The organism is Microbacterium sp. NPDC056003, from assembly GCF_042274785.1.
In the GTDB taxonomy this organism is placed as follows: Bacteria; Actinomycetota; Actinomycetes; order Actinomycetales; family Microbacteriaceae; genus Microbacterium.
Genome location: NZ_JBHJXQ010000003.1, coordinates 394,513 through 421,166 on the forward strand (window position 1 = coordinate 394,513; position 26,654 = coordinate 421,166).

The 26,654-nt window shown below is 70.2% G+C and carries 27 protein-coding genes; 16 read left to right on the forward strand and 11 right to left on the reverse strand.

Annotated elements, in window-relative coordinates; translation table 11 throughout:
- Positions 1-93: 93 nt before the first annotated feature.
- The 7 genes from ACFC1W_RS14185 to ACFC1W_RS14215 all read left to right on the forward strand — a co-directional run bounded on the left by ACFC1W_RS14185 (position 94) and on the right by ACFC1W_RS14215 (position 7,000).
- Positions 94-1,053, forward strand: coding sequence for a sugar-binding transcriptional regulator (locus ACFC1W_RS14185; protein WP_375993741.1), 960 nt, complete (start codon positions 94-96; stop codon positions 1,051-1,053).
- A 309-nt stretch (positions 1,054-1,362) separates the two neighbouring features.
- Complete coding sequence (gene ribD / locus ACFC1W_RS14190; protein WP_375993744.1) at positions 1,363-2,388, forward strand: bifunctional diaminohydroxyphosphoribosylaminopyrimidine deaminase/5-amino-6-(5-phosphoribosylamino)uracil reductase RibD; 1,026 nt, start codon at positions 1,363-1,365, stop codon at positions 2,386-2,388.
- A complete protein-coding gene (locus ACFC1W_RS14195; protein ID WP_375993747.1) occupies positions 2,388-3,074 on the forward strand; it encodes a riboflavin synthase in 687 nt (228 codons plus the stop codon). The genes ribD and ACFC1W_RS14195 overlap by 1 nt, the downstream gene beginning before the upstream one ends.
- Positions 3,071-4,351, forward strand: a complete 1,281-nt coding sequence (gene ribA, locus ACFC1W_RS14200) for a GTP cyclohydrolase II (protein WP_375993750.1) — start codon at positions 3,071-3,073, stop codon at positions 4,349-4,351. Before ACFC1W_RS14195 ends, ribA begins: the two co-directional genes overlap by 4 nt.
- On the forward strand, positions 4,348-4,827 hold the full coding sequence (gene ribH, locus ACFC1W_RS14205) for a 6,7-dimethyl-8-ribityllumazine synthase (RefSeq protein ID WP_375993753.1): 480 nt from the start codon (positions 4,348-4,350) through the stop codon (positions 4,825-4,827). Before ribA ends, ribH begins: the two co-directional genes overlap by 4 nt.
- Positions 4,828-4,945: 118 nt before the next feature.
- The gene (locus tag ACFC1W_RS14210) at positions 4,946-5,299 is read left to right on the forward strand and encodes a Fe-S protein (RefSeq protein ID WP_375993755.1); all 354 of its coding nucleotides are present in this window, start codon (positions 4,946-4,948) and stop codon (positions 5,297-5,299) included.
- A 243-nt stretch (positions 5,300-5,542) separates the two neighbouring features.
- Positions 5,543-7,000, forward strand: a complete 1,458-nt coding sequence (locus ACFC1W_RS14215) for an MFS transporter (protein ID WP_375993758.1) — start codon at positions 5,543-5,545, stop codon at positions 6,998-7,000.
- Between the two features lie 109 nt (positions 7,001-7,109).
- Here the strand turns inward: ACFC1W_RS14215 and ACFC1W_RS14220 are convergent, their stop codons facing one another.
- Genes ACFC1W_RS14220 through ACFC1W_RS14230 form a run of 3 tightly spaced genes read right to left on the reverse strand, consistent with a single transcriptional unit; the run spans position 7,110 to position 9,789 of the window.
- Positions 7,110-7,934, reverse strand: a complete 825-nt coding sequence (locus tag ACFC1W_RS14220; protein WP_375993760.1) for an ABC transporter permease — start codon at positions 7,932-7,934, stop codon at positions 7,110-7,112.
- Positions 7,931-8,815: an ABC transporter permease gene (locus ACFC1W_RS14225; protein WP_375994006.1), complete on the reverse strand. Its 885-nt coding sequence runs from the start codon at positions 8,813-8,815 to the stop codon at positions 7,931-7,933. The genes ACFC1W_RS14220 and ACFC1W_RS14225 overlap by 4 nt, the downstream gene beginning before the upstream one ends.
- A gap of 32 nt (positions 8,816-8,847) precedes the next feature.
- Positions 8,848-9,789: an ABC transporter ATP-binding protein gene (locus ACFC1W_RS14230; RefSeq protein ID WP_241112439.1), complete on the reverse strand. Its 942-nt coding sequence runs from the start codon at positions 9,787-9,789 to the stop codon at positions 8,848-8,850.
- A gap of 231 nt (positions 9,790-10,020) precedes the next feature.
- On the opposite strand from ACFC1W_RS14230, the gene ACFC1W_RS14235 reads away from it, so the two are divergent.
- Both ACFC1W_RS14235 and ACFC1W_RS14240 read left to right on the forward strand, forming a co-directional pair.
- Positions 10,021-10,236: an AsnC family protein gene (locus ACFC1W_RS14235; protein ID WP_241112440.1), complete on the forward strand. Its 216-nt coding sequence runs from the start codon at positions 10,021-10,023 to the stop codon at positions 10,234-10,236.
- Between the two features lie 26 nt (positions 10,237-10,262).
- Positions 10,263-12,233 (forward strand): ABC transporter ATP-binding protein, encoded by a 1,971-nt coding sequence (locus ACFC1W_RS14240; protein ID WP_375993763.1) that lies wholly within the window; start codon positions 10,263-10,265, stop codon positions 12,231-12,233.
- Between the two features lie 131 nt (positions 12,234-12,364).
- Here ACFC1W_RS14240 and ACFC1W_RS14245 read toward each other — a convergent pair whose 3' ends face one another.
- Positions 12,365-14,248 carry a phosphoenolpyruvate carboxykinase (GTP) gene (locus ACFC1W_RS14245; RefSeq protein WP_375993765.1) on the reverse strand — a complete coding sequence of 628 codons (1,884 nt, stop codon included), beginning with the start codon at positions 14,246-14,248 and terminating at the stop codon, positions 12,365-12,367.
- Positions 14,249-14,370: 122 nt separating this feature from the next.
- Between ACFC1W_RS14245 and ACFC1W_RS14250 the strand changes: the two genes are divergently transcribed.
- Entirely contained in the window at positions 14,371-15,807 is a 1,437-nt protein-coding gene (locus tag ACFC1W_RS14250; protein WP_375993768.1) for a helix-turn-helix domain-containing protein, read from the forward strand.
- A gap of 63 nt (positions 15,808-15,870) precedes the next feature.
- Positions 15,871-16,533, forward strand: coding sequence for a YqaJ viral recombinase family protein (locus ACFC1W_RS14255; RefSeq protein WP_375993770.1), 663 nt, complete (start codon positions 15,871-15,873; stop codon positions 16,531-16,533).
- 24 nt (positions 16,534-16,557) lie between these two features.
- On the opposite strand, the gene ACFC1W_RS14260 is transcribed toward ACFC1W_RS14255, so the two are convergent.
- The gene (locus tag ACFC1W_RS14260) at positions 16,558-17,061 is read right to left on the reverse strand and encodes a 2'-5' RNA ligase family protein (RefSeq protein ID WP_375993773.1); all 504 of its coding nucleotides are present in this window, start codon (positions 17,059-17,061) and stop codon (positions 16,558-16,560) included.
- A 275-nt stretch (positions 17,062-17,336) separates the two neighbouring features.
- On the opposite strand from ACFC1W_RS14260, the gene ACFC1W_RS14265 reads away from it, so the two are divergent.
- From ACFC1W_RS14265 to ACFC1W_RS14275, 3 genes are all read left to right on the forward strand, one after another.
- Positions 17,337-18,974 (forward strand): MDR family MFS transporter, encoded by a 1,638-nt coding sequence (locus ACFC1W_RS14265; protein WP_375994008.1) that lies wholly within the window; start codon positions 17,337-17,339, stop codon positions 18,972-18,974.
- 11 nt (positions 18,975-18,985) lie between these two features.
- Entirely contained in the window at positions 18,986-19,462 is a 477-nt protein-coding gene (locus ACFC1W_RS14270; protein WP_375993775.1) for a MarR family winged helix-turn-helix transcriptional regulator, read from the forward strand.
- A gap of 129 nt (positions 19,463-19,591) precedes the next feature.
- Positions 19,592-20,623, forward strand: coding sequence for an NADP-dependent oxidoreductase (locus ACFC1W_RS14275; protein ID WP_375993777.1), 1,032 nt, complete (start codon positions 19,592-19,594; stop codon positions 20,621-20,623).
- A gap of 30 nt (positions 20,624-20,653) precedes the next feature.
- Here ACFC1W_RS14275 and ACFC1W_RS14280 read toward each other — a convergent pair whose 3' ends face one another.
- Complete coding sequence (locus ACFC1W_RS14280) at positions 20,654-21,544, reverse strand: LysR family transcriptional regulator ArgP (protein WP_375993780.1); 891 nt, start codon at positions 21,542-21,544, stop codon at positions 20,654-20,656.
- Between the two features lie 70 nt (positions 21,545-21,614).
- Here ACFC1W_RS14280 and lysE point away from each other — a divergent pair, with 70 nt between their 5' ends.
- Positions 21,615-22,268 carry an L-lysine exporter gene (gene lysE, locus ACFC1W_RS14285; RefSeq protein ID WP_375993781.1) on the forward strand — a complete coding sequence of 218 codons (654 nt, stop codon included), beginning with the start codon at positions 21,615-21,617 and terminating at the stop codon, positions 22,266-22,268.
- An 11-nt stretch (positions 22,269-22,279) separates the two neighbouring features.
- On the opposite strand, the gene ACFC1W_RS14290 is transcribed toward lysE, so the two are convergent.
- Positions 22,280-22,633, reverse strand: a complete 354-nt coding sequence (locus tag ACFC1W_RS14290; protein WP_375993783.1) for an iron chaperone — start codon at positions 22,631-22,633, stop codon at positions 22,280-22,282.
- A gap of 60 nt (positions 22,634-22,693) precedes the next feature.
- Here ACFC1W_RS14290 and ACFC1W_RS14295 point away from each other — a divergent pair, with 60 nt between their 5' ends.
- A complete protein-coding gene (locus ACFC1W_RS14295) occupies positions 22,694-22,969 on the forward strand; it encodes an acylphosphatase (RefSeq protein WP_375993786.1) in 276 nt (91 codons plus the stop codon).
- Between the two features lie 103 nt (positions 22,970-23,072).
- Here ACFC1W_RS14295 and ACFC1W_RS14300 read toward each other — a convergent pair whose 3' ends face one another.
- The 4 genes from ACFC1W_RS14300 to ACFC1W_RS14315 all read right to left on the reverse strand — a co-directional run bounded on the left by ACFC1W_RS14300 (position 23,073) and on the right by ACFC1W_RS14315 (position 26,652).
- Complete coding sequence (locus tag ACFC1W_RS14300; protein WP_375993788.1) at positions 23,073-23,891, reverse strand: amino acid ABC transporter ATP-binding protein; 819 nt, start codon at positions 23,889-23,891, stop codon at positions 23,073-23,075.
- Positions 23,878-24,609 (reverse strand): amino acid ABC transporter permease, encoded by a 732-nt coding sequence (locus ACFC1W_RS14305; protein ID WP_375993791.1) that lies wholly within the window; start codon positions 24,607-24,609, stop codon positions 23,878-23,880. The genes ACFC1W_RS14300 and ACFC1W_RS14305 overlap by 14 nt, the downstream gene beginning before the upstream one ends.
- Before the next feature lie 71 nt (positions 24,610-24,680).
- Positions 24,681-25,484 carry an amino acid ABC transporter substrate-binding protein gene (locus tag ACFC1W_RS14310; RefSeq protein ID WP_375993794.1) on the reverse strand — a complete coding sequence of 268 codons (804 nt, stop codon included), beginning with the start codon at positions 25,482-25,484 and terminating at the stop codon, positions 24,681-24,683.
- Positions 25,485-25,590: 106 nt separating this feature from the next.
- A complete protein-coding gene (locus tag ACFC1W_RS14315) occupies positions 25,591-26,652 on the reverse strand; it encodes an NAD(P)H-dependent flavin oxidoreductase (protein WP_375993797.1) in 1,062 nt (353 codons plus the stop codon).
- Positions 26,653-26,654 lie beyond the last annotated feature (2 nt).

Consider the following 26,654-nt stretch of genomic DNA (forward strand, 5'->3'; position numbering starts at 1 on the left):
TCGTCCCCCGTCGTGTTCGTCCGGCTGTCCATCCATGATGGCATCGCTGGACGTCCTTGCAGGTCGAATGCACATATGTGCAACGATGGGTACGTGGAAGAGATCCTCGACGCCCGCACGGTTCAGCGGGCACTGACCGCCGCGCACCTCTATTACGTGCAGGACCGCACCATGGAGGCGATCGCGCGCGAACTGGGCACGTCGCGATCGACGGTCTCGCGGCTGCTCACGCAGGCGCGCGCCACCGGCATCGTCGACATCCGCATCCGCTCCCCGTTCGCGGCGCCACAGCTGCTCGAGGAGCACCTGGCCGAGCGCTTCGGCGTGGCCGCCCACGTCGTTCCCGTCCCGGACGACGCGAACGAGGTGGAGCGCCTCGAACGCGTCTCGGTCGCCGCGGCCCACCTGCTGGGAGACCTCGTCGGCGAGGGTATGACGATCGGCGTCGCCTGGGGGTCGACGACGGCAGCGATCAGCCGGCGGCTCGCGCCGAAGCCGGCGCACGGCACGACGTTCGTGCAGTTGAACGGATCGGGCAACACGCACACGACGGGCCTTCTCTACGCGAGCGAGATCCTGAGCCGGTTCGCCGCGGCCTACGGCGGCAGTGCGCAGCAGTTCCCGGTGCCCGCGTTCTTCGACGACCCGCGCACGAAGAGCGCGATGTGGCGGGAGCGCAGCACGCGGCGCATTCTCGCGATGCAGGCGGCCATGGACCTCGTGGTGTTCAGCACCGGCTCCGCCGACTCGCGTGTGCCCAGCCACGTCTACTCGGGCGGATACCTCGAGGCGCAGGAGCTCGCGTCGCTCGAGGCCGAGGGCGTCGTCGGCGACGTGGCGACGGTCTTCTTCCGTGCCGACGGCTCGAGCGACGGCATCCCGCTCAACGAACGCGCCACCGGACCGCGGTTCGATGTGCTGCGCGCGGTGCCGCGACGACTCTGCGTCGTGTCGGGGGTCTCCAAGCTCGCCAGCCTGCGGGGAGCCCTCGCGGCCGGCCTTGCGACCGAGCTCGTCGTCGACGAGGCGGTCGCACGCGCGCTGACCGAGTGACCTGCCTGCTGCGTGACGGAGCGTTTCATGCGAACACATGGAATGAACTCGCGTCGGGGACGTTGAGTAGACTCGAGAGCATCAACGTGCTCCGGGGTCGGTGAGAATCCGAACCGGCGGTGACAGTCCGCGAGCCGCGGCATCAGCACCCGAACGGGTGCCGCCACGGCTGATCCGGTGGAAATCCGGAACCGACGGTGATGCGACAGGTATCTGTCGCTAGTCCGGATGGGAGGCAGCACGGGCGACGCCATGCGCGTCGCCGGTCTCCCGTGCCCCGGATCACCGCGACCGACACGGAGGACACGGATGACGGCGACACCGGCTGAGCACGACGCGATGCGTCGGGCGCTCGACGCCGCCCGCCGCGGCCCGCGCGGGATCAACCCGCAGGTCGGTGCCGTGATCCTCTCCCCCGCCGGCGAGATCCTCGCCGAGGGCTGGCACCGTGGCGCCGGCACTCCGCACGCCGAGGTCGATGCGCTCTCGCACCTCTCCCCGGGCGACGCCGCCGGGGCGACCGCGATCGTCACCCTCGAGCCCTGCAACCACACCGGCCGCACCGGCCCCTGCGCCGAGGCGCTCATCGCCGCGGGCGTCGCACGCGTGGTCTATGCCATCGACGACCCCAACGACATCTCATCCGGCGGCGCGCGGCGCCTGCGCGACGCCGGCGTCGCGGTCGAGTCGGGAGTGCTCGCCGACGACGCGCACGCACTGCTCGACTCATGGCTCACCGTCCAGCGCCTCGGTCGACCGCACGTCACGGTCAAGTGGGCGCAGAGCCTCGACGGCCGCGCTGCGGCGGCAGACGGCACGAGCAAGTGGATCACCGGACCCGTTGCGCGCGCGGATGTCCACCGGCGTCGCGCGGCCGCCGACGCCATCGTCGTCGGCATGGGCACGCTCCTCGCCGACGATCCCGCCCTCACCGCGCGCGACGTCGACGGCTCCCTGCTGGCGCATCAGCCCCTGCCGGTCGTGCTCGGCGAGCGCTCCGTGCCCGAGGGCGCGGCCGTGCGACAGCATCCACTCCCCTTCGTGCAGTACCCGGGAGACCTCGCCGCCGCGCTCGACGACCTGCGCAAGCGCGGCGTGCACCGCGTCTTCGTCGAAGGCGGCCCCGCCGTCGCGGCCTCGTTCGTGCGCGCCGGCTTCGCCGACGAGTTCCTCGTCTACATCGCGCCCGCGCTGATCGGCGGCGACATGCTCGCCCTGCGCGACGTCGGCGTCACGACCATCGGCGAAGCGCGCCGCCTCGCCGTGCGCGACGTCGAGAAGCTCGGCGACGATCTGCTGGTCGTCGCCGCCCCTGCCACAGAAGGAGTCAGTTGATGTTCACCGGAATCGTCGAGGAGATCGGCGAGGTCACCGCGGTCGAGGCCTCCGGCGACGGGGTGCGCCTCACGGTCCGCGCGCCGAAGGCGGTGTCGGATGCCGCGCACGGCGACTCCATCTCGGTCAGCGGCGTGTGCCTCACCGTCGTCGACCAGGGAGCCGACTGGTTCACCGCGGACGTCATGCGCCAGACGCTCGACATGTCGACGCTGCTCGCGGTCGAGGCCGGGCGCCCCGTCAACCTCGAGCGTGCGACCGTCGCGCACGGCCGCCTCGGCGGCCACATCGTGCAGGGCCACATCGACGGCACCGGCGAGGTGCTCGAGGTGCGTCCGGGTGCGCAGTGGCGTGTCCTGCGCATCGCGCTCCCCGCCGACCTCGCCCCGCTCGTCGTCGACAAGGGCTCGATCGCCGTGGACGGTGTCTCGCTGACCGTGAGCGCGGCCAGCCCGGCGGCGCCGGCCGACGGCATCCACTGGTTCGAGGTCTCGCTCATCCCCGAGACGCTCGAGGCGACGACGCTCGGCCGCCGGGTCGCCGGCGACCGCATCAACCTCGAGACCGACATCCTCGCCCGCCACGTGCAGCGTCTCCACGCGTTCGCCTCCGCGGCTCCGGCCGCTCCCGCCGTCCCCGAGTACCCTGCGGCCGCCGCCGCACCCACGGAAGGAGGCTCGAAGTGAGCCTTTCCACCATCCCCGAGGCGCTGGACGCGATCCGCGCCGGCAAGCCCGTCATCGTCGCCGACGACGAGAACCGGGAGAACGAGGGCGACGTCGTCCTCTCCGCCGAGCTCGCGACGCCCGAGTGGCTGGCGTGGACCGTGCGCTGGTCCAGCGGCTTCATCTGCGCGCCGATGCCGGCCGACTGGGCGGACCGGCTGGACCTGCCGCCGATGGTCGAGGTCAACCAGGACGCCCGCTCGACGGCCTACACCGTGAGCGTCGACGCCGCCGATCGCGTGTCGACCGGCATCAGCGCCTCCGACCGCGCCCACACGCTGAACGTGCTCGCGAACCCGGAGTCGGGTCCGACGAGCGTCATCCGTCCCGGCCACATCCTGCCGCTGCGCGCGGTGGACGGCGGCGTGCGCGAGCGCGGCGGCCACACCGAGGCGGCCGTCGAGCTCATGCGCCTCGCCGGGGTGCAGCCGGTGGGCGCGATCGCCGAGGTCGTGGCTGAGGACGGCTCGATGATGCGGCTGCCCGGGCTTCAGGAGCTCGGCGCACGCGACGGCGTGCCCGTCATCACGATCGAGCAGCTCATCGCCTACCTGAACGAGCACGAGCCGCGCGATTCCGCCACCTCGGCGCACGCCGCCCACAAGCGGCGCGTGAGCCTGCGCGCCGAGGCCCTCGTGCCGACCTCGCACGGCGAGTTCCGCTTCCTCGCCTACAAGGATCGGATCACCGGCACCGACCACCTCGCCGTCGTGTCGGGCGAGCTGAGCGAGGCACCGCTCGTGCGCGTGCACTCGGAGTGCCTGACGGGTGAGGCATTCGGCTCGCTCAAGTGCGAGTGCGGCCCCCAGCTGGACGCCGCGCTCGACGCGATCGAGCAGGACGGCGGCGTGGTCGTCTACATGCGCGGCCACGAAGGGCGCGGCATCGGCCTCATCAACAAGCTGCGTGCCTACTCGCTGCAGGAGCGCGGCCTCGACACCGTCGACGCGAACCTCGCGCTCGGCCTGCCCGCCGACGCGCGCGACTACGCGGCCGCCGCCGGGATCCTCGCCGACCTGGGGGTCGACAAGGTGCGCCTCCTCACGAACAACGCCGACAAGGTGAAGCAGCTGCGCGAGTTCGGACTCGACATCGTCGAGCAGGTGCCGCTGCTCGTGGGTGTCGGACCGAACAACCACCAGTACCTCGAGACCAAGCGCGACCGGATGGGCCACCTCATCGACGAGGGCGACCTCGCCGACGCGCTGGCGCAGATGCACGAAGGAGCAGAGCGATGAGCGGCAAGGGCGCTCCCCAGGCTGTCGAGACCGTCGACGCCTCCGGTCTCGACGTCGTCGTGATCGCCGGCATGTGGCACGACGTGATCACCGACGGGCTCATCGCCGGCGCGAAGCGCGCTCTCGATGCCGCCGGGGCGACGTGGCGCCTCGTGCGCGTCCCCGGATCGTTCGAGCTGCCCGTCGCCGCGAAGACCGCGCTCGAGGCGGGGGCCGACGCGGTCGTCGCGCTCGGCGTGATCATCCGCGGCGGCACGCCCCACTTCGAGTTCGTGTCGTCGGCGGCGACCGACGGCCTGACCCGCGTCGCGCTCGACACCGGCAAGCCGGTCGGGTTCGGCGTGCTCACGCTCGACGACGAGGCCCAGGGCATCGCGCGCGCCGGCTTCGCCGACTCCGAGGAGGACAAGGGCCACGAAGCAGCGGATGCGGCGATCCGCACGGCTCTGGTGCTCCGCGAGCTGCGCGCGGGCTGACCGGCCCGTCGACCGGCGACCACCGTCGCGCATCGATCTGCTCGGATGCCGCACCGGTGAGCCCCGGTGAGGCGCGCCTTGCTGGCGGTCGGGGCAGGACGGGCATACCGTGACGTCCATGGAGTTCCTTCGCCACCTCGTCCTGCTGTTCCACCTCGTCGGGTTCGCGATCCTCTTCGGAGCGTGGGTCGTCGAACTCGTCAACGGGCACCGGGGCATCACGCGCCTGATGCACTGGGGCCTTGCGATCGCCGGCGTCGCCGGACTCATCCTGGCCGCGCCGTGGGGCATCGATTACGACCTGAACTACACCAAGATCGGCGTGAAGCTCGTCATCCTGCTGATCATCGGCGCCCTGCTCGGCATCGGTGCCGGCCGCCAGCGCAAGAGCGGCTCCGTGCCGCCGGTGATCTTCTGGTCGATCGGCCTGCTCACGCTCGTCAACGCCGCGATCGCCGTGCTCTGGCGCTGAACCGGAAGCAGACACCCATCGATCGGATGTCGCGGCCCGGCCGCGGCATCCGATCGCTGTCTTCCGGTGGCAGCCGCCCCCTCGTATCGATGCACGCGGGTTAGGGTTGTTCTTCGGAGTCGGGTGATCAGTCCCTGCTCCCGGTGACCCAGTGCAGAGCCGCCTGATGCGTCACCCTGCGTCGAGCGCCTGCCCACCACTCGTCCCACGAGGATGCTCCGCTTCGCGCTCCACAGGTATTGAATGTCTTCCCCCACTGCACCCGCACCCTCCCCCACGACCACCCCCGCGAATCCCCGTTCGAGGGTCATCACCGCAAGCCTGGTCGGCACGACGATCGAGTTCTACGACTTCTACGTCTACGCGACCGCCGCCGTGCTGGTCTTCCCGATCCTCTTCTTCCCCACCGGTAACGAGACCACCGCGCTGCTCGCCTCGTTCGGCGTGTTCGGTGCGGCCATGGTCGCCCGCCCACTGGGCGCTGTCGTCTTCGGGCACTTCGGCGACAAGTTCGGCCGCAAGGCGACGCTCGTCGCCTCGCTGCTCACGATGGGCATCGCGACCTTCCTCATCGGATTTCTGCCCACGTTCAACGAGATCGGCCTCTGGGCCGCGCTCCTCCTGCTCATCCTCCGCCTCGCGCAGGGCTTCGCGCTCGGCGGCGAATGGTCGGGAGCGGCGCTGGTCGCCACCGAGAACGCGCCGGCCGGCAAGCGCGCCTGGTACGGCACGTTCCCCCAGCTCGGCGCCCCGCTCGGCTTCATCATCGCCAACACGATCTTCCTGCTGATCAACTTCGCCCTCCCGCACCCCGAGGGCGCCGCGCAGCGCTCCGAGGCCTTCCTCGCGTGGGGATGGCGCGTGCCGTTCCTGTTCTCCGCCGTCATGGTGATCATCGGCCTCTGGGTGCGTCTGCGCCTGGTCGAGTCCGAGACGTTCACGAAGGCCGAGGCGAAGGGCGCGATCCGCAAGTTCCCGCTGGGCGAGACCATCCGCAAGCACTGGTGGCAGCTCATCCTCGGCACGTTCATCATGCTGGCGACGTACGTGCTCTTCTACCTGATGACGAGCTTCACGCTGTCGTACGGCACGAAGGCGGCGACCGAGACAGCCCGGGCAGCCGCCGAGGCCGCCGGCACACCGTTCGACGCCGCGACGTACATTCCCGGACTCGGCTTCGGCTACACCGACTTCGTCATCATGCAGATCGTCGGCGTGGTGTTCTTCGGCATCTTCACGCTGCTGTCCGGCCCCGTCGCCGACGCGATCGGGCGCCGCAAGCTCCTGCTCTGGGTGACGGCCGCGATCGCGGTGTTCGGCCTGACGTTCAACGTCTTCCTGCTGCCGCAGCTCGATCCGATGTTCACGGGCGCGCTCGTGCAGGCGTTCCTGATCTTCGGCTTCATGCTCATGGGCGCCACCTTCGGCCCGATGGGGGCGATCCTGCCCGAGCTCTTCCCGACGAACGTCCGCTACACCGGATCGGCGATCTCGTACAACGTGTCGTCCATCCTCGGCGCCGCGCTCGCACCGATCGTCGCGGTCGCCCTGTGGGCGGCGACCGGCGGCCAGCCATGGCTGGTCGGCGTCTATCTCACCGGCTCCGCCGTGCTGACGATCATCGCGCTGGCGCTGTCGAAGGAGACCAAGGACGTCGACTACGACGACAACCTCGGGCTCGGCGAGACCGGCTCGCTGTAGGCGGCGTTCGTCCACCACGATTCGTGAAGGAGGGATGCCGCGGGCCTGGCCCGCGGCATCCCTCTCTCACTCGATCGAGTCGCGCGGGCGCGGCATCCGCTCGCGTCTGTCAGTCCAGGAAGAGGGCGCGCAGGCGCTTCGTGGTGAAGACCAAGCCGATGCCGATCATGACGACGAAGTACAGCACGTGCCACCACATCTCGGGCGCGAGGATGCCGGTCGTGAGACCGCGCACGAGCTCGACGCCGTGCCAGAGCGGGAACGCCATGATGACGTGCTGGATCCACTCGGGGTAGACCGAGATCGGGTACAGCGTCGCCGAGAACAGGAACATCGGCAGCAGCACGAAGTTGATCCAGTCCATGTGCTGGAAGGTCTTCATGTAGCTCGTCACCGCCATGCCGAGACTCGCGAAGCCGAACGCGATGAGGAGCACCGCGGGGATCGCCAGGATGGCCGTCCACGCGAGGTTCAGCCCGAGGATCTGCATGATGATCATGAAGCCCGTCGCGTAGAGCAGGCCGCGCAGCAAGGCGTACATGATCTCGCCGAGCGCCACATCGAGCGGGCCGAGCGACGTCGCCAGCATGCCCTCGTAGAGCTTGCCGTAGTTCAGCTTGAAGAACACGTTCCACGTGGAGTCGTAGATCGCGCCGTTCATGGCCGAGACGGCCAGCAGCGCCGGTGCGATGAACGCCGCATACGAGACCTGGGCGCCGCTCGACGTCTCGACGGCTCCGATGATCGAGCCCAGCCCGATCCCCATCGACGCGAGGTAGAACACCGGCTCGAAGAAGCCCGAGAGGACGACGATCCAGCTCGACGAACGCGCCGCGATGAGCCCCCGCTGGACCACGGAGTGGGGGTTGCCCGCCCACAACGCGCGCACGCCGCCGGCTCGGATGGGCGCTTCGGTCGCCGTCGCCACGCTCACTTCGCGAGCCTCCGTTCGAACAGCCGGCGGCCGACGACGAGTCCGCCGATCGCCAGGGCCAGCAGGTAGCCCACGTGCGCGACGATCAGGATCGGCGGCGACGGCTGGCCGTAGGTCACGACGCGGCCGAGCTCGGTCGCGTGCCACAGCGGCGATACCCAGCCGATCCACTCGAGCCAGTCGGGCAGCGCGCTCAACGGGTAGAACGTGCCCGAGAACAGGAACATCGGCATGAAGACGAACCGCTGCACGAGGGCGAACTGACCCTTGTCGTCTTCGATCGATGCGGCGTACGCCAACAGCGGCGTGCCGAACGAGAGCCCGCCGAGCAGCGCGATGAAGATCGCCAGCCACGCCGTGCCGGGGCGCGTCGCGTCGGGCTGCAGCCACGCGAAGAACAACACGATGAAGAGGAAGTAGAGCACCACCGTCACGCCCATGCGGGCGGCGGCGCCGGCGACGACGCCGTTGGCGATCTGCCCCGACGACAGCGGCGAGGCGTTGAAGCCGTAGAAGTACCGGCGCCACTTGAACCCGGCCATGACCGGATACGTGAATTCCTCGGAGGCCACCGCGACGGCGGACGTCATGAGCAGGGCCGGCGCCACGAACACGAGGTAGGGAACCTGCTGTCCTCCCACGTCGATGGGCGCATCGATCAGTGCCGCGAGCCCGACCGCGAGCCCGAGGAGATACAGCACGGGCTGCCCGAGCGCGCCGATGATGATCGTCCAGCCGTAGGCGCGCATCGCGCGCACCATGTGCTCGGTGACGTAGAACGTGCCGAGGCCGCGGGGCTTGCGACCCCACTCCATCGCCTCGGCGCGAAGCTCGTCGAGGCTCGCGTCGGTGGTGACAGCGGCGTGCGTCGGCTGCGGCATCCGCTCGCCGTCATCCGGAGGAAGTGCGCCGCTCATTCGATCAGCGACCGTCCGGTGAGGCGCAGGAAGACGTCTTCGAGGCTCGAGCGGCGCACGAGGCTCGTGACGGGATGCAGTCCGCGCTGGGTCACCTGCTCGAGTGCCGCCTCGCCGTCGCCGGCGTAGACGAGCACCCGGTCGGGCAGCACCTCGACGCGATCCCCGATGCCCTGCAGCTGCGGGGCGACCTGCTCGTTGCGATCGGAGCCGAAGCGCACCTCGAGCACTTCGCGGCTGGAGTGGTCGCGGATGAGCGAGGCCGGCGTGCCCTCGGCCATGATGCGTCCCTTGTCGACCACGATCAGTCGGTCGCAGAGCTGCTCGGCCTCGTCCATGTAGTGCGTCGTGAGCACGAGCGTGGTGCCGCGCTCCTTGAGCCGGAACAGGCGGTCCCACAGCACGTGGCGGGCCTGCGGGTCGAGGCCCGTGGTCGGCTCGTCGAGCAGCAGGATGCGCGGGTCGTTGATCAGGCCGCGCGCGATCGTCAGGCGTCGCTTCATACCGCCCGAGAGTGCGTCGACCTTGCTCTTTGCCTTGTCTTCGAGCGCGGCGAACGCGAGCAGCTCGTCGGCCTTCTGTGCGCAGACCTTTCCGGGCAGGCCGAAGTACCGGCCGTAGATGTAGAGGTTCTCGCGGGCGTTGAGCTCGCCGTCGAGGTTGTCCTGCTGCGGCACGACGCCGAGCCGGGACCGGATCTCGGGCCCGTAGCGGTCGGGGTCGAGCCCGAGGATCGACAGGTCGCCGTCGGTGCGCGTCGACACCGCGCCGATCATCTTCATCGTCGTGGACTTGCCCGCTCCGTTGGGCCCGAGGAGGCCGAACGATTCGCCCGGAGCCACCTCGAACGACAGGCCGTCGACAGCCAGGAAGTCGGGCTTTCCTTTGACCTTGTAGGCCTTGACGAGGTTCTTCGCATCGATCACGGGGGCAGGCACCGGACAACCCTAACCCCGCGCGCGGACACCCACACACGGGTCCGCAGTCAGGCGACTCGCCGACCTTCGCGCGCCACCCGAAGGTCCCGCGCGGCGTGTCTCCTGATGGTGGAACGGGCGACCCGGCCGCACTCGCCCACCGACGTCAACGTATGTTGACATCCCGGGAACTTGTCAACTATTGTTGACGCGGGACGCCCGCCCCGAGGCATCCCTCATCGAAGGAGACCCGTGAGCGGCGACGACCTGCGCATCCTCATCGGCTCGGCCCCCGAGCGCGAACCCATCGCCGAGCTGCACCGGCTCGCCGATGTGCGCCGTGAACTGGCCCGCGCCGAAGAGGTGCAGGTGCGCAAGGCGCGCAACCTCGGGTACTCCTGGCAGGCCATCGCCGGCGCCCTGGGCGTGACGAAGCAGGCCGTCCACAGGAAGTACGGTCGAAGGTGACCCCCACGCACGAACGAGGTACCGCCATGCCCTCCGCCGAACTCGACGACGCGCCCGCGCCCGCACCCTCGGCCGCGCCGACCCGCGGCCGCCCCGGACGCGGCCGCCGCCGCGCGAAGGACGACGGCCCGCGCGCGACCTTCGGCCAGCTGCTGCCGTTCCTCTTCGAGCACAAGCGCACGCTCGTCGTGGTCGCGGTGCTCAGCGTGCTGAGCGCGGTGGCCATGCTCGCGCAGCCGCTGCTCGTCGGCCTCGTGATCGAGCGGGTGCAGAATAGCCTCCCGCTCGGGATGCTGCTGTGGGCGCTCGTCGGATTCGTCATCGCCGCCTCGCTCATCTCGGGCTGGCAGCACTACCTGTTGCAGCGCACCGGCACCGCCGTCGTCTACTCGAGCCGGCGCAAGCTCATCGCGCGCATCTTCCACCTGCCCGTCAGCGAGTTCGACGCCCGTCGCACCGGCGACCTCGTGTCGCGCGTCGGGAGCGACACCACACTGCTCTACGCAGTGCTCACCCAGGGGCTGGCCGACGCGATCGGCAACGCGCTGCTCTTCGTCGGCGCCCTCATCGCGATGGCCCTCATCGACTGGGTGCTGCTCGCCCTGATCGTGCTCGTGATCGGGATCTCGGTGCTCGCGGTCACGGCGCTGAGCGGACGCATCCGCACCGCCTCCACCGAGCAGCAGGAGAAAGTCGGCGAACTGGCGTCCGGCGTGGAGCGCGCCGTCGGCTCGATCCGCACCGTCCGCGCCTCGGGCGCGACGGAGCGCGAGGTCGCAGCGGTCACCGAGCGCGCGACCGAGGCCTACGGGGTCGGCGTGCGCATCGCGAAGGTATCGGCGCTGGTCGTGCCGATCGCCGGCATCGCCCTGCAGGTGTCCCTCTTGGTCGTCATCGGGCTCGGTGGCTACCGCGTCGCGTCCGGCGCCATCGGCATCGCCAGCCTCGTGACCTTCATCATGTTCCTCTTCATGCTGATCGCGCCGCTCGGCTCGTTCTTCGGCGCGATCACCTCGGTCAACCAGGCCCTCGGCGCGCTCGGGCGCATCCAGGAGGTGCTCGACCTCCCGACCGAGTCGCAGGACGACGCGGCGATCGCCCGCGCCATCGAGCGATCGACGGATGCCGCGTCCCCGGCCGACACCCCCGCGATCGAGTTCCGTGATGTGCGCTTCCGCTACCCCGAGGCCGTCGTGGCGGCCCGCCGCAAGGCCGAGACCGAGGCCCTCGCGGTGCTCGAGAACGCGCACGTCGACACGCGCGCGATCGTGCGCGACGACGCATCCCTCGACGGAGGGCGGGAATCGGATGCCGCGGCCGAGGTGCTGCGCGGCGTCTCGTTCTCGGTGCCCCGCGGCGCCCGGGTGGCTCTCGTCGGGCCGTCGGGCGCGGGCAAGAGCACGACGCTGGCGCTCATCGAGCGCTTCTACGACCCGACCGGTGGGGCGATCCTCCTCGAGGGGACGGACGTGCGCGCCCTCGACCGAACGGACCTGCGGGCCCGGCTCGGCTATGTGGAGCAGGACGCTCCGACCCTCGCCGGAACCATCGGCGACAACCTGCGCCTCGCCTCGCCCGACGCGACGGACGAGGAATGCGACGCGGTGCTGCGTGCGGTGAACCTCGGCGAGGTGCTCGACCGCAATCCCCTGGGCCTGGACGCTCCGGTCGGCGAGAGCGGAGTGATGCTGTCGGGCGGCGAGCGCCAGCGCCTCGCGATCGCGCGAGCGCTGCTGGCCGCGCCGCCGATCCTGCTGCTCGACGAGTCGACCTCGTCGCTCGACGGCCTGAACGAGCAGCGCATGCGCGAGGCGATCGACGCTGTGGCCACCGGCCGAACGCTCATCGTGATCGCGCACCGCCTGTCGACCGTCGTGGACAGCGACCACATCGTCGTGATGGAGCACGGCCGCGTGGTGGGAGAGGGCACGCATTCCGAGCTCGTCGCGTCGACGCCGCTCTACCGCGACCTCGCGAAGCACCAGCTCCTGGTGTGACCTGTCTCGGTCGACTGCGCCCGCCTCGAGCGGTCGGCTGAGTGTGGGGATCACCCCGGAGCGGACACGGGACAGGCGGATGCCCCGGACCCGCCGCACAGGTGCGGGGCCGGGGCATCCTCCAAGACCGCTCAGGCGCGTTGCAGGCGGTACCGCAGTGCGGCGAGCTCGGCCCACAGCGGCGCCGGCACACGGCCGTCGAACGTGCGGTAGAACTCCTCGGTCAGATCTGCCTCGTGGAGCCACAGTGCAGGGTCGATCGCGAACAGCTCGTCGAGGTCGGCCTGCGACACCTCGATGCCGTCGAGGTCGAGGTCCTCGGAACGGGGCAGGCGGCCGATCGGGCTCTCGACGGCGCCCACCTCGTTGTCGAGGCGACGGATGATCCAGTCGATGACGCGCGAGTTGTCGCCGAAGCCCGGCCACAGGAACCGGCCGTCCGTGCCCTTGCGGAACCAGTTGACCTGGAAGATCCGCGGAGCACGGTCGAAGCGCAGCTTCTGCCCGACCTTCAGCCAGTGGCCGAAGTAGTCCGCCATGTTGTAGCCGCAGAAGGGCAGCATCGCGAACGGGTCGCGGCGCAGCTCGCCGACGGTGCCTTCCGCGGCCGCGGTGCGCTCAGACGAGATGTTCGAGCCGAGGAAGACGCCGTGCGTCCAGTCCGTGGCCTCGACGACGAGCGGCACGTTCGTGGCGCGGCGACCGCCGAAGAGGATCGCGTCGAGCGGCACGCCCTCGGGCGCGTCCCAATCGGGCGCGATCTGCGGGCACTGGGCCGCAGCGACCGTGAAGCGCGAGTTGGGGTGGGCGGCGGGTCGACCGGATGCCGGCGTCCACGGGTTGCCCTCCCAGTCGATGAGCTCGGCCGGCGCCTCGTCGGTGAGCCCTTCCCACCACACGTCGCCGTCCGGACGGAGCGCGACGTTGGTGAAGATCGTGTTGCCCCACAGCGTCTCGACCGCGGTGACATTCGTCGACTCGCCGGTGCCCGGCGCGACGCCGAAGAAGCCAGCCTCGGGGTTGATGGCCCACAGGCGGCCGTCCTCGCCGGGGCGCAGCCACGCGATGTCGTCGCCGAGCGTCTCGACGCGCCAGCCGGGGATCGTCGGACGCAGCATCGCGAGGTTGGTCTTGCCGCACGCCGACGGGAACGCCGCGGCCAGGTGGTAAGCACGGCCGGCCGGATCGATGACGCGGATGAGCAGCATGTGCTCGGCGAGCCAGCCCTCGTTGCGGCCGATCACCGAGGCGATGCGCAGCGCGAAGCACTTCTTGGCAAGGATCGCGTTGCCGCCGTAGCCGGAGCCGTACGACCACACCTCGAGCGTGTCGGGGAAGTGGACGATGTACTTCTCGTCGTTGCACGGCCACGCGACGTCGGCCTCGCCGGGTTCGAGCGGGGCGCCGACCGAGTGGACCGTCTTGACCCAGGGGGCCCCTCCGGCGATCTCGCGCAGCACCTCGGTGCCCACGCGCGTCATGATCTCGATCGAGGCGACGGCGTACGCGCTGTCGGTGATCTGCACGCCGATGTGCGAGAGCGGGCCGCCGACGGCGCCCATCGAGAAGGGGACCACGTACATCGTGCGACCGCGCATCGACCCGTCGAAGAGCGGGGTGATGGTCGCGCGGATCTCGTCGGGGGCGGCCCAGTTGTTCGTGGGACCCGCGTCCTCCTCGCGCTCCGAGGCGATGTAGGTGCGCGCCTCGGTGCGGGCGACGTCACTGGGGTGCGACCTCGCGAGGTACGAGCCCGGACGCCACTCGGGGTTGAGCTTGATCAGCTTGCCCTCGTCGACCATCTCGCGCAGGAGCGCGTCGTTCTCGGCGCGGCTGCCGTCGACCCAGTGCACCCGGTCGGGCTTGGTCAGCGCAGTGATCTCGTCGACCCACGCCGCCAGCTCGGCCATTCCGGGCCCCTGGATCGTGGGCAGCTGACCGTAGCTGCGGCTCACGGCATCAGGGCGTGTCGCGCTCGAACCTTCGGGCCGGGTGAAGATGTCCGCAAGGGCCATGGGTCGCTCCTCTTCGATGAGACGTTCAGAACTGAGGTCTTCCTCTACTTTCGTTGCAATACATGACGTCTTCGCAGCGTCAGGCATGTCAAGACTTTCGATTCTTTCGCTATCATCAAGGAATGCCCCCTACCGCTCTCGAACTGTCGACCCTGGGCCACCGCATCCGGCATCAGCGCATCTCGCACGGCTTCACCCTCGATGAGCTGGGCGAGCGCGTCGGCGTCGCCGGCAGTCAGCTCAGCTTGATCGAGAACGGCAAGCGCGAGCCCAAGCTCTCCCTGCTTCAGGCGATCGCCACGGCGACCGGCGTCGAGGTCGGTGATCTGCTGTCGTCCGAGCCCCCGAACCGACGGGCCGCGCTCGAGATCGAGCTGGAGCGCGCACAGGCGAGCTCGGTGTTCCGTCAGCTCGGCATCGCGCCCGTGAAGGTCACCAAGGGCATGGCCGACGACACCATCGAGTCGATCCTCGGCCTCCACCGCGAGCTGCAGCGCCGCGAGCGCGAAGCCATCGCGACCCCCGAGGAGGCGCGTCGCGCGAACACCGAGCTCCGCCTCAAGATGCGCGACCTCGACAACTACCTCCCTGACATCGAGAAGCTGGCCGAGAAGCAGCTCAAGGCCGCGGGGCACGTGTCGGGCGCCCTGACGCATCGCACCGTCAGCATCATGGCCGAGAAGCTCGGCTTCGAGCTGATCTACGTGAACGACCTCCCCCACTCGGCGCGCTCGGTCACCGACCTCGAGCACGGCCGCATCTACCTTCCGCCGGCGTCCATCCCGGGCGGCCACGGTCTGCGCTCGATGGCACTGCAGGCGATGGCACACCGCCTGCTCGGCCACAAGCGCCCCACCGACTACGCCGACTTCCTGCAGCAGCGCCTCGAGATCAACTACTACGCGGCGTGCTGTCTCATGCCCGAGACCGCGTCGGTCGCGTTCCTTCAGCAGGCGAAGAAGGACCGCAACCTCGCGGTCGAGGACTTCCGCGACGCGTTCGGCGTGACGCACGAGGCGGCGGGCATGCGCCTGACCAACCTCGCGACGCAGCACCTCGGCATCCGGCTGCACTTCCTCCGCGTCGACGGTTCAGGCGCCATCACGCGCGTGTACGAGAACGACGACCTGCCGCTTCCGGCCGACGTCACGGGGGCCGTCGACGGCCAGATCGCGTGCCGCAAGTTCTCGGCACGGGCGGCGTTCTCGGAGCAGAACCGCACGACCGAGCACTACCAGTACACCGACACCCCGGCAGGGACGTACTGGTGCTCCACGCAGACGGGCACCACGTCCGAGGGCGAGTTCTCGATCACCGTCGGCGTCCCGTTCGATGACGCGCGGTGGTTCCGCGGCCGCGAGACGCAAAAGCGCGCGACGTCGACCTGCCCCGACGAGTCGTGCTGCCGCCGTCCCGCCGCCGACGTCGCCGAGCGCTGGGCGGGCAAGGCCTGGCCGAGCGCCCGCGTGCACATGCAGATGTTCTCGCCGCTCCCCCGCGGCACGTTCCCCGGCGTCGACGACAACGAGGTCTACGCGTTCCTCGAACGCCACGCCTGACCAGCCTCGCCGCAGACGCGGGTCGTGGCGGCGGATGTCGCGCCGGCGGCGTAGCCTCGTGTGGTGACCCCGGAACTCGCCGCCCGCATCGTCGCGGACTCCCGCGACCGGGTGGCCTGGGTGCGGGCGCGATCACGCGGAATCACGGCGACCGATGTCGCGGCCCTGACATCCGAGCGGGCCATCGCCCGCGCCGCCGACGCCAAGCTGATGGGGTCGGGGTTCTCGGGCAACGCCTACACCGCCCACGGGCGCGCGCGCGAGCCCGAGATCGCGGCGTGGGTCGCCGCGACGCACGGCATCCGGCCGTCGTCGGCGCTGTTCCACGCGGTGGTCGAGAAGCGCCACCTCGCGACGCCCGACGGCATCGGCGTCGACGCCGGCGGGCGCGTCACCCTCAGCGAGATCAAGACGACGAACAAGCCCTGGCGCAGCATCCCCCGCTCGTATCTTCGTCAGGTGTGGTGGCAGCAGCATGTGCTCGGCGCAGAGCGCACCCTCGTCGCGTGGGAGCAGCACGACGGCTTCGTCCCCGTCGACGATGAGCCGCGGTGCGCCTGGGTCGACCGCGATGAGGCCGAGATCGCCAAGCTGGTGACGCTGGCGACCGCTCTCATCGACGAGCTCTACCACCGCACGACCAGGACGCGCCCTCCGGTGGGAGAGCGGATGCCGCAGCCCGCGGCTCCGCGTCAGCCCTTCCGCGCGCTGGCCCTGGCCGACTAGCGCCGCCGGGGCTCCGCCCACGCCTCAGCGCAGGGTCGTGATCGTCTTGGCCGTGGCATCCCATACGCGCAGACCGACCGCCTCGCCGACGACGTGCTCGGCCTCGATCGTGGCGAGCACCGACGCGACCTCGGCGGGCGGCACGCTGCGTGCGAGGGTGACATGCGGGGTCCAGCGTCCGATCGCCGTGTTGGCGTAGCGCGGGGGCGGGGCGCCCAGCCGCCCTGCGATGTCTCGATGAAGCGCCAGGAGCGCAGCGGAGACGACCACGTGGCGCGCCACGACGACTCCGCGCCGCCGCGGGAAGAGCAGGATCCCGCTCAGTTCGAGCGGCAGCGGCAGGTGCTCCTCCGCCCCGCGGACGATCTCGGCTGCGAGCTCGTCGCGGACCGCGAGCGTGACGTGAGGACGGTTGCTCGGGGACGGGTTGCGACCCGAGTTCGGCAGGTCTGCATGCTGGAGCCGCGCCCAGTCATCGCGGACGGCGGCCTCGATCACGGCATCCGGCACCAGTTCGACACTGAACATGGCCCCATCCTCCCCGTCTCGGCTCACACGTCAGGGAATAGTTGACTGATATCAACGATTAAGCGTATAGTTGACTCTTATCAACTTTTGACTTCCGTCAACCATTCGCGGTCGCGCGCCGCGTACACCTCCCTTTCTTCCGCTGCACAAAAGGACTCTCCATGGCATCTCCTGCCGCGACCGGATCGGTCGACACCGCCCCCGGCGCACCCGGCGCCGACGACGTGCGCCGGCACCGCCGCATCCTGCAGGCGCTCACGGGCCTGCTGCTCGGCATGTTCGTGTCGATGCTCGCATCGACCGTGGTCTCGACCTCGCTCCCCGTCATCGTCCACGACCTCGGCGGCGACCAGGCGGCGTTCACCTGGGTCGTCACCGCCACTCTGCTGACCACGGCGATCTCGACCCCGATCTGGGGAAAGCTCGCCGACCTCTTCAATCGCAAGCTGCTCATCCAGCTCTCGATCGTGATCTTCGTCGTCGCCACGGCGGCCGCCGGATTCTCGCAGGACCCGGGCACGCTCATCGCGTTCCGCGCGGTGCAGGGTATCGGCGCGGGCGGTCTCGCGGCGCTCAGCCAGATCATCATGGCCGACATCATCAGCCCGCGTGAGCGCGGCCGGTACATGGGCCTCTTCGGCGCCGTCATGGCGGTCGCGACCGTCGGTGGGCCCCTGCTCGGCGGCTTCATCACCGACACGATCGACTGGCGCTGGAACTTCTACATCGCCGTGCCGTTCGCCGTCGCCGCGCTCATCATGCTCCAGCGCACACTTCACCTGCCCGTACGCCCGAAGACCAAGGCGCGCATCGACTACCTCGGTATCGTGCTGCTGTCGACCGCCGTCTCACTGGTGCTCATCTGGGTCACCAACGCCGGCTCGGACTACGACTGGTGGAGCACCGAGACGATCCTCATGGTCGGCGGCGCGCTGCTGGCCGCGGTCGCCTTCGTCATCGTCGAGCTGCGCTCGACGGAGCCGCTCATCCCGCTCACCCTGTTCCGCGACCGCACGTTCACGCTCGCCGTGATCGCATCGATCTCCATCGGCATCGCGATGTTCGGCACGTCGGTCTACCTCAGCCAGTACATGCAGCTCGCGCGCGGCGCGACCCCCACCGAGGCCGGCCTCATGACCATTCCGATGATCGCGGGCCTGCTGATCGCCTCCATCGTCATCGGCGGCCTCGTCACCCGTCACGGCCACTGGAAGCCGTACCTCAGCGTCGGCGGCGTCCTGCTCATCGCCGGCTCGTACCTGCTGTCGACGATCCACTACGACACCCACTTCGTGCTCGTGTCGCTGTACATGTTCCTGCTCGGCTCGGGCGTCGGAATGACGATGCAGAACCTGGTGCTCATCGTGCAGAACACCTCGAAGCCCAGTGAGATCGGCGTCGCCAGCTCCGGTGTCGCGTTCTTCCGCAGCCTCGGCGGCACAGTCGGCGTCTCGGTCATGGGCGCGGCCCTCGCGACGTCGGCCACCGACCTGTTCGGCGTGCGGAAGGAAGACATCGGCTCCGCCATCGCGAAGCTCGGCGAGAAGGGGGCGGCCATCGCGGAGCAGCTCCAGTCGGGCACCATCCCGCAGGTGTCGAAGCTGCCCGAGTCGATCCGCGTGATCGTCGAGGACATCTACGCGCAGGCGATCGCCCACTCGTTCCTCATCGCCGTGCCGCTGGCCGTGATCAGCCTCATCGCGATCGTCTTCCTGCCGAACATCCCGCTGAACCGCATGACGACCAGCGAGCGCGCGGCCGCGAGCGAGGCCGACCTCGCCACGATCACGACGGCCGAGGGCATGTCGGCTCTCGAGGCGACGGGAGCAGAGGAGAGGACGGATGCCGCACCGCGCGGCTCCGCCGAGACCGCCGAGGCGCACGCGGACGAGGCATCCGCCCACCGGCGCTAATGTCGATCACGATGACGGATGACGAGACCCGAGAGGCGCGCACCGAAGCGGTGCGCGCCCTCGAGGCGGAGTTCGGCGAGCTGATCAACCGTTTCCGGCGCGTCATCTCCGAGAACGCGAGCCGTGTCAGCCCCGGCATGCTTCCCGGGGCATACAAGGTCTTCACGACGATCGTGCGCCGCGAGTCGATCACGCTGTCCGCTCTCGCCGACAGCCTCATGGCCGACAAAGGCCAGATCAGCCGCACCGTCCGCGAGCTCGAGCAGCTCGGGCTCATCCAGCGCACGCCCGACCCCGACGACGGGCGCTCGAGTCTGCTCTCGCCGACCGCCGAGGGTCTGACGCGGCTCGCCGAGGCGCGGGCGCCGCAGGAGCGATCGCTCGTGGCCGCGCTCGAGGAGTGGGACCTCGACGACATCCGCAATCTGTCGCGTTTGCTGCACGCGCTCACGGCGGGCGTGACGCCCGACGAGTCGTCCACCTCCTGACATCCGCCCGGCGGGGTTTCTCGGCGTGGTAGCACCCGCGTAACACGGGCGAGACAATCTCGCGCTTGACTGGCGTGACTGCGGCCGCGAGTGCCGACGACGATGATGTAGCGCCGAAGGGGGCGTCCGATGAGATTCCGGCCGCTGCGATCAGCCTCTGCCTCCGATGTCGAACGGGTGGCCGTCACCGCCCCGCCCACCACGATGAACGCCGTCGTGTTCGATTCTCCCGGCGAGCCGGAGGCGCTGCGCCTCGCGCAGGCTCCCGTCCCCTCACCGGTGATCAGCGAGCTGCTCGTGCGCATCGTCGCCGCCGGGGTCAACCCCATCGATGCGAAGTCGCGGCGCGGTGCCGGGGTGTCGGCCCAGATCCCCGGCTACCCATCGACCCTCGGCTTCGATTTCAGCGGCGTGGTGGTGAAGAGCCCCTACGAGGCGCACCCGCTCGCACCGGGCACGCCCGTCTTCGGCATGACCGCCTTCCCGCGGTCCGGCGGGACCTACGGCGAGTACGCCGTCGTGCCCTCCCTCTCCGTTGCGCGCAAGCCGGCCTCGCTCTCGCACGTCGAGGCGGCCGGGGTGCCGCTGGCCGCCCTCACGGCGTGGGGGCTCATCGTCGAGACGGCCCATGCACACGAGGGACAGCGCATCCTGATCCATGCCGGCGGCGGCGGCGTGGGGCACTTCGCCGTGCAGTTCGCCGCGCACTTCGGGGCGCACGTGACCGCGACCGCGTCGGGACGCAACGCCGCGTGGCTGCGCGAGCTCGGCGCGGCTGTCGTCATCGACCACACCACCACCCGATTCGAAGAGGTCATCGCCGACGTCGACGTGGTGATCGACCTGATCGGCAACGTGCACGCGAGCACCGGCAGTCGGTCGCTCGACGTGCTGCGGCCCGGCGGCCTGTACGTCGTCGTCGCGACCGACTCATGGCCGGAGTATGCCGCGGCCGCCGCAGCGGCGGGCGTGCGGGCCACGAGCTACAAGGTCATCCCCGACGGCGGCTCACTCTCCACGATCGCCCGGCTGCTCGACTCCGGGGCGGTGCAGGTCTACATCGATAGGGTCTTCCCGCTCGACGAGGCCGCCGCGGCGCACCGCATGCTCGAGGAGGGCCATACCCGCGGCAAGATCGTGCTGCGCGTCAGCGACGACTGAGGGTGCGTGGCCGGCGCAGTCCCGGCGGGCTCACGCCCGGCGGAGCACCCGCCTGCCCTCGGTGACGATGTCGTCCGCGATGGCGTCGAGGAGCGGCGAGCGCAGATTCCACTGCTGCCAGTGCAGTGCCACATCCACGGGGCGCCCGCCGAGACGCACGAGCTCACCGCTCGCGAGCGGTGCGTGGGACTGGAAGGTGGGCAGCAGCGCCCAGCCGAGGCCGAGGCGCACAGCGGTGGCGAAATCGTTCGACGCGGGCACGTAGTGGCGCGGCGGCAGCGCCGGATCGATCCCCTCCGCCGCCAGCCACTCCTTCTGCAGGTCGTCGCGTCGGTCGAAGTCCACGATCGGCGCCGTCTCGAGAGAGGTCCGCCGGTCGCCGCCCAGCCAGCGCTCGACGAACGCGGGGGTCGCCACCGCTTCGTACCGCATCGCACCGAGGCTGCTCACGCGGCATCCCGCCACCGGCGTCGCCCGCGACGTGACAGCCCCCATCACGGTGCCCGACTCGAGGAGTCCGGCCGTGAAGTCCTGGTCGTCGCGATGCAGTTCGAAGACGACGGGATGCCGCTGCGACAGCCGCGCGAGCGGCTCGAGGAACCAGGTGGCCAGGGAGTCCGCGTTCACCGCGAGCGGGACCGACGTGCGGCCGCCGGCATCCGGGTCGGCACCGAGCGCGGCGAGCGTGTCATGCTCGAGCAGCGCCGCCTGACGGGCCAGGCGGATGACCGCCGCGCCCGCCTCGGTCGCGCGCACCGGCTTGGACCGCACGAGCACGACGCGCCCCAGCTGCTCCTCCAGGGCCTTGATCCGCTGGCTCACCGCGGACGGAGTGATGTGCAGTCGTCGGGCGGCGGCATCGAGCGTGCCCTCGTCCACGACCGCTGCGACGGTCTCGGCCAGCTCGAACGGGATCTTCACATCAGCCAGGCTAATGCACCTGAAGAATAGTGAGCTGGACTGAAGATGCGCGCACGCCTAGCGTCGAAGAGTGCTCTCCTCCGTCCTCTCAGGCTTCGGCCTCGGCCTCTCGCTCATCATCGCGATCGGCGCGCAGAACCTCTTCGTGCTGCGCCAGGGGCTCCGGCGTGAGCACGTCGTCGCCGTCGCGGCGATCTGCGCGGCATCCGATGCGCTCCTCATCGCACTGGGCGTCTCGGGCGTCGGGCTCGTGCTGCAGGCGGTGCCGTGGCTCGTCGACGTGGTCCGCTGGGCCGGCGCCGCATTCCTGGTCGTGTACGGACTGCTCGCCGCGCGACGCGCGTGGCGCGGATCCGACCAGGGCCTCGACGCGTCCGACGATGCCGACTCCGTCCCGGCTCCCGGCAGCACCCGGGCCGGCCTCGCCACCCGCACCCGTCTGCTGCCGGTGGTGCTCACCTGCCTCGCGCTGACGTGGCTGAACCCCCACGTCTACCTCGATACGGTCTTCCTGCTGGGCACCGTCGCGAGCACCCACGGCGATCAGCGCTGGCTCTTCGCGGCCGGTGCCATGGCCGCGAGCGTCGTCTGGTTCTTCGGGCTCGCCCTCGGCGCACGCTTCCTCGGGCGCTGGCTCTCCACGCCGCGCGCGTGGCGGATCCTCGATGCCGTGATCGCGGTCGTCATGATCGGGCTGGGGGTGAGCCTCGTCCTCCCCCACTGACCTCGACGAGGTCAGCCGTCGATCTGATCCCGTCGGGCGGCGACGAGCACTCGCACGACGTCGTCGGGAAGCGGGTGCTCGGGCTGGAACCGGATGGTGCCCTTGTCGAGTCCGATGCCAGGGTGATCGGCGAGCGCGCCCGAGACCGCGCTCACGGCATCGGGGCTGAACGGGTAGACGCCGATGTGCTTCTTCGCGCGCATGATCGAGATGAGCGGCTTGCCCCGGTAGACGAGCGCAGGCATGCCGTAGCCGAGGCCCTGCTCTGCGTCGGGCACCACGTCACGCGCAAGGTCGTACACGTGCGCGATCGCTCGCCGGTCGGCGGGTTCGAGCTCGGCCAGCAGGTCGTCGACGGTTCCCATGCAGGCATCCTGTCATCGACCGCTCGCGATCGGCACCCCGTCCACGGCACGATGGAGGGCATGAAGCGCGTTCACGTCGTCGTGCGCGGCGAGGTCCAGGGGGTCGGCTATCGCTACACGCTGCGCATGATCGCGCGCGAGTCGGGCGTCACCGGCTGGGTGCGCAACCGCGCCGACGGCTCCGTCGAGGCGGAGGTCGAGGGCACCGACGACCAGATCGACGAGGTGCTCGCATGGATGGCCGAAGGCCCACCAGGGTCGCGGGTGGCGGACGCGACGGTGACGGATGCCGCACCCTCCGGTGGCGGGACCTTCGAGGTCCGCCCGACCGGCTGACCCGGTTCATCTCCCTTCGCCCGCTTGGTTCGGTGTCCACGGACGCGGGTTCGGCAGCCGTCCCCACCCGGCATCTGTGGACACCGAACCCAGGAGGCCGGGGTCAGTCGTCGAAGGGGCGCAGGATCCTGTCTATGAAGCGGCGCGTGCGCTCGTGCTGCGGTCGGGTGAAGAGGTCCTTCGGAGCGCCGCGCTCGAGGATCACGCCGTCGTCGAAGAACAGCACCTCGTCGGCGACCTGCCGGGCGAAGGCGAGCTCGTGGGTGACGATGACCATCGTCCAGCCCTCCTCTGCGAGCTCCTTCAGAACCAAGAGCACCTCGCCCACCAGCTCCGAGTCGAGCGCGCTCGTCGGCTCGTCGAACAGCAGCAGCGACGGCTGCAGTGCGAGGGCGCGGACGATCCCCACCCGCTGCTGCTGGCCGCCCGAGAGCTCGAACGGGTACGCGTCGCGTTTCTCGCTGAGCCCCACTCGGTCGAGGAGCGCCTCGGCCCGCGCGATCGCCTCGGTCTTCGGGACCTTGTGCGCATGCACCGGCCCCTCGATCACGTTCTGCAGCACCGTGCGATGCGGGAACAGATTGTGGTGCTGGAACACCATCGCCGAGCGGTCGCGCAGCTGAGTGCGGGTCGCCTTCGGCACCGGCTGGGAGAAGTCGATCGACGGCCCGCCCTCGAACTCGAGCGTTCCGCTGTCAGGGGTCTCGAGTCCGTTCAGGCAGCGCAGCACCGTCGTCTTGCCCGAGCCGCTGGGCCCGATGAGGGCGACGACCTCGCCGCGGCGCACCTCGAAGTCCACGCCGTGCAGCACCGTGTTCGTGCCGAAGCTCTTGGTGAGGCCGCTGACCTGCAGCAGCGGCAGGTCGTCGGCCGGAGCCGGCGGAGCGAGCGCATCGCCGTCGGGTACGTCAGTGGGCGACATAGCGGTCGAGCCTCCTCTCCAGCGCGTTCTGCCCGGCCGACAGCACGAGGCAGAACATCCAGTAGATCAGAGCCGCCTCGAGGTAGATGATCATGAACTCGTACGTGAACGCGGCGATCTGCTGGGCGCGCCGGAAGAGCTCCGTCACGAGGATGAGCGACGCGAGCGAGGTGTCCTTCACGAGCGAGATGAACGTGTTGGACAGGGGCGGCACCGAGACGCGTGTCGCCTGCGGCAGGACGATGCGCGTCAGGGTCTGCGCCTGGGAGAACCCGACGGTGTGCCCGGCCTCCCACTGGCCCTTCGGCACCGAGAGGATCGCCGCGCGGATGATCTCGGCCGCGTAGCCGCCCACGTTCAGCGAGAACGCGATGATCGCCGCGGGCCACGGATCGATGACCAGGCCGATCGACGGCAGGCCGTAGAAGATCACGAACAGCTGCACCAGCAAGGGCGTTCCGCGGATCACGGAGATGTAGAACCTCGCGATCCCAGACAGCACCGGATTGGGCGACAGGCGCAGCAGCGCCACACCCAGCGCGATGACGAGCCCGAGGACGAACGACAGCAGCGCGAGCGGGATCGTCGCCGTGAGCCCTGCCAGCAGGAGCGGCCAGAACGAGTCGACGATGAGCGTCCACGTGTCGTCGCCGCCGTCGCCGACGCCGGCCGGCACGAGGGCGAGCGCACTCGTCAGGTGAGACAAGACATCATCCATGGATGATCCTTCCGACCGGGCGGCGGCGCACGCCGCCGCCCGCCCACGCTATGGCGGGCTGGTCGGAAGTTCTACTCCGTGACGTCCGCGCCGAAGTACTTCTCGCTGATCTCAGCGAGGACGCCCTCGTCGCGCAGCTCGGCGAGGGCCTGGTCGACGGCGGCGACGAGCTCCTCCTTGTCCTGGGTGAACGTGAGCGCGCTGTAGCCGGGGTCATCGGTCTCGGCCGCGATCTTGAGGCCGGTGGGGCCGTCGGTCTTCTCGTAGTCGAGGAAGGTGAGGTTGTCGTTGATGGTGGCGTCGACGCGGCCCTGCTGCAGGAGGGCGACCGCCTGGGCCCAGCCCTCGACGGCCTCGACCGTGGCGCCGCTGGACTGCGCGAGCTCGTACCAGTTGCTCGTCAGCGACTGCGCGGTCGTCTTGCCGGCGAGGTCGTCGAAGCTCGTGATCGAGTCGTCTTCCTCGGGCACGACGATGACGCCCGGCGAGACGGTGTACGGCTCGCTGAAGAGGTACTTCGCCTCACGCTCCGGGTTGATCGAGACCTGGTTGGCGATGACGTCGAATCGGCCGGCGTCGAGCCCGGCGAAGATGGCGTCCCACTGGGTCTCCTCGAAGGCGACCTCGAGTCCGAGCTTCTCGGCGACCGCCTCGGCGATCTCGACGTCGAAGCCGACGAGCTCACCGGTCTCGTCGTGGAAGCTGAACGGCCGGTAGGTGCCCTCGGTCGCGACGGTCAGCGTGCCCTCGCTGACGAGCCCGAACTCGTCGCCGCCCGCCGGCTCGGAAGACTCGGGCGCGGCGGAGCTGCACGCCGCGAGGGTGAGGGCGGCGGTGGCGGCGAGGGCGATGGCGGTGAGACTGCGGCGTGACATGGTGCGTTCCTGGTGGGTCGGTGCGGGGGACGAAGCGGCGGGTTCGCCGCGGTCCCGGGAAGGACTCCCCAGTACAACACGGAGCGCCGCCAGGAATTTCATCGCGTTACGCCGCATTGCCTCCTGAGCCCTCGGGCAGTCCGGCGGCGAGCTCGTCGAACACGTCGGCCGCGGCATCCCTCGTCGCGAGACCGGCCGCCTGCCCCGCCCACAGCGAGACGAGGTCGCCGTCGCCGTTCTTCGCCGCCGCGGCCCGGAAGACCCCGGTGAGCCAGTTCTGCGCCGGGAACGGCAGGATCACTCCCGCCTCCTCGATCGCGCGGAGGGCACGATTCGGGATGCCGCGTGCCAGCCTCCCGCTCATCGCCCGGGTCAGCACGGTGTCGGTGTCGGTCGCACCGGCGATCGCGCGCCGGTGAGCCTCGGTGGCGGCCGACTCGTTCGTGCGGAGGAAGGCCGTCCCGACCTGCACTCCGGCGCCGCCCAGCGCGAAGGCGGCCGCGACGCCGCGACGGTCGGCGATCCCGCCCGCGGCGATCACCGGCACCCTCACCGCGTCCACGACCTGCGGCACCAGAGCGAACGTGCCGATGAGCGACCGCTCGGCCGACTCGAGGAACGAGATGCGGTGTCCGCCGGCCTCCGCTCCGCTCGCCACGACGGCATCCACCCCTGCGCGCTCGAGTTCGACCGCTTCGGCGACCGTCGTGGCCGTGCCGATGACGCGGATGCCGCGGTGGTGGGCGGTCTCGACCAGGCGCGGGTCGGGCGCGCCGAACACGAGGCTCAGCACGGCGGGCGCAGCATCCATGATCGCCTCCAGCTGCTCGGCCGGATCGGGCAGGAACCGGGCCGGCGCCTCGGGGAGGGCGACGCCCGCAGCCTCGAACAGCGGCGCCAGCACGTGACGGGCGGGCTCGAGGTCGACGTCGGACGGAGTGACCTCGTCGCCGGTCGGCAGCCACACGTTGACCGCGAACGGCTTGCCGGTGGCGGCATGCAGCGCCCCGATCGTGTCGTGGATGCGCTCAGCGGAGTACCCGTAGAGCCCATATGAGCCGAGCCCGCCGCGGTTGCTCACCGCGGCGGTGAGCTCGACCGAGGACAGTCCGCCGAAGGGCCCGAGGACGATCGGCGCATCGATCCCGAGCATCTGTGTGAGCGACATGC

What these genes read in the sequence shown, in the direction of transcription:
- ribD (WP_375993744.1), top strand. Translation starts at nt 1,363, where the DNA reads ATGACGGCGACACCGGCTGAGCACGACGCGATGCGTCGGGCGCTCGAC.
- ACFC1W_RS14195 (WP_375993747.1), top strand. Translation starts at nt 2,388, where the DNA reads ATGTTCACCGGAATCGTCGAGGAGATCGGCGAGGTCACCGCGGTCGAG.
- ribH (WP_375993753.1), top strand. Translation starts at nt 4,348, where the DNA reads ATGAGCGGCAAGGGCGCTCCCCAGGCTGTCGAGACCGTCGACGCCTCC.
- ACFC1W_RS14210 (WP_375993755.1), top strand. Translation starts at nt 4,946, where the DNA reads ATGGAGTTCCTTCGCCACCTCGTCCTGCTGTTCCACCTCGTCGGGTTC.
- ACFC1W_RS14215 (WP_375993758.1), top strand. Translation starts at nt 5,543, where the DNA reads ATGTCTTCCCCCACTGCACCCGCACCCTCCCCCACGACCACCCCCGCG.
- ACFC1W_RS14225 (WP_375994006.1), bottom strand. Translation starts at nt 8,815, where the DNA reads ATGCCGCAGCCGACGCACGCCGCTGTCACCACCGACGCGAGCCTCGAC.
- ACFC1W_RS14240 (WP_375993763.1), top strand. Translation starts at nt 10,263, where the DNA reads ATGCCCTCCGCCGAACTCGACGACGCGCCCGCGCCCGCACCCTCGGCC.
- ACFC1W_RS14245 (WP_375993765.1), bottom strand. Translation starts at nt 14,248, where the DNA reads ATGGCCCTTGCGGACATCTTCACCCGGCCCGAAGGTTCGAGCGCGACA.
- ACFC1W_RS14250 (WP_375993768.1), top strand. Translation starts at nt 14,371, where the DNA reads ATGCCCCCTACCGCTCTCGAACTGTCGACCCTGGGCCACCGCATCCGG.
- ACFC1W_RS14260 (WP_375993773.1), bottom strand. Translation starts at nt 17,061, where the DNA reads ATGTTCAGTGTCGAACTGGTGCCGGATGCCGTGATCGAGGCCGCCGTC.
- ACFC1W_RS14265 (WP_375994008.1), top strand. Translation starts at nt 17,337, where the DNA reads ATGTTCGTGTCGATGCTCGCATCGACCGTGGTCTCGACCTCGCTCCCC.
- ACFC1W_RS14270 (WP_375993775.1), top strand. Translation starts at nt 18,986, where the DNA reads ATGACGGATGACGAGACCCGAGAGGCGCGCACCGAAGCGGTGCGCGCC.
- ACFC1W_RS14275 (WP_375993777.1), top strand. Translation starts at nt 19,592, where the DNA reads ATGAGATTCCGGCCGCTGCGATCAGCCTCTGCCTCCGATGTCGAACGG.
- ACFC1W_RS14290 (WP_375993783.1), bottom strand. Translation starts at nt 22,633, where the DNA reads ATGGGAACCGTCGACGACCTGCTGGCCGAGCTCGAACCCGCCGACCGG.
- ACFC1W_RS14295 (WP_375993786.1), top strand. Translation starts at nt 22,694, where the DNA reads ATGAAGCGCGTTCACGTCGTCGTGCGCGGCGAGGTCCAGGGGGTCGGC.
- ACFC1W_RS14300 (WP_375993788.1), bottom strand. Translation starts at nt 23,891, where the DNA reads ATGTCGCCCACTGACGTACCCGACGGCGATGCGCTCGCTCCGCCGGCT.
- ACFC1W_RS14305 (WP_375993791.1), bottom strand. Translation starts at nt 24,609, where the DNA reads ATGGATGATGTCTTGTCTCACCTGACGAGTGCGCTCGCCCTCGTGCCG.
- ACFC1W_RS14310 (WP_375993794.1), bottom strand. Translation starts at nt 25,484, where the DNA reads ATGTCACGCCGCAGTCTCACCGCCATCGCCCTCGCCGCCACCGCCGCC.
- ACFC1W_RS14315 (WP_375993797.1), bottom strand. Translation starts at nt 26,652, where the DNA reads ATGTCGCTCACACAGATGCTCGGGATCGATGCGCCGATCGTCCTCGGG.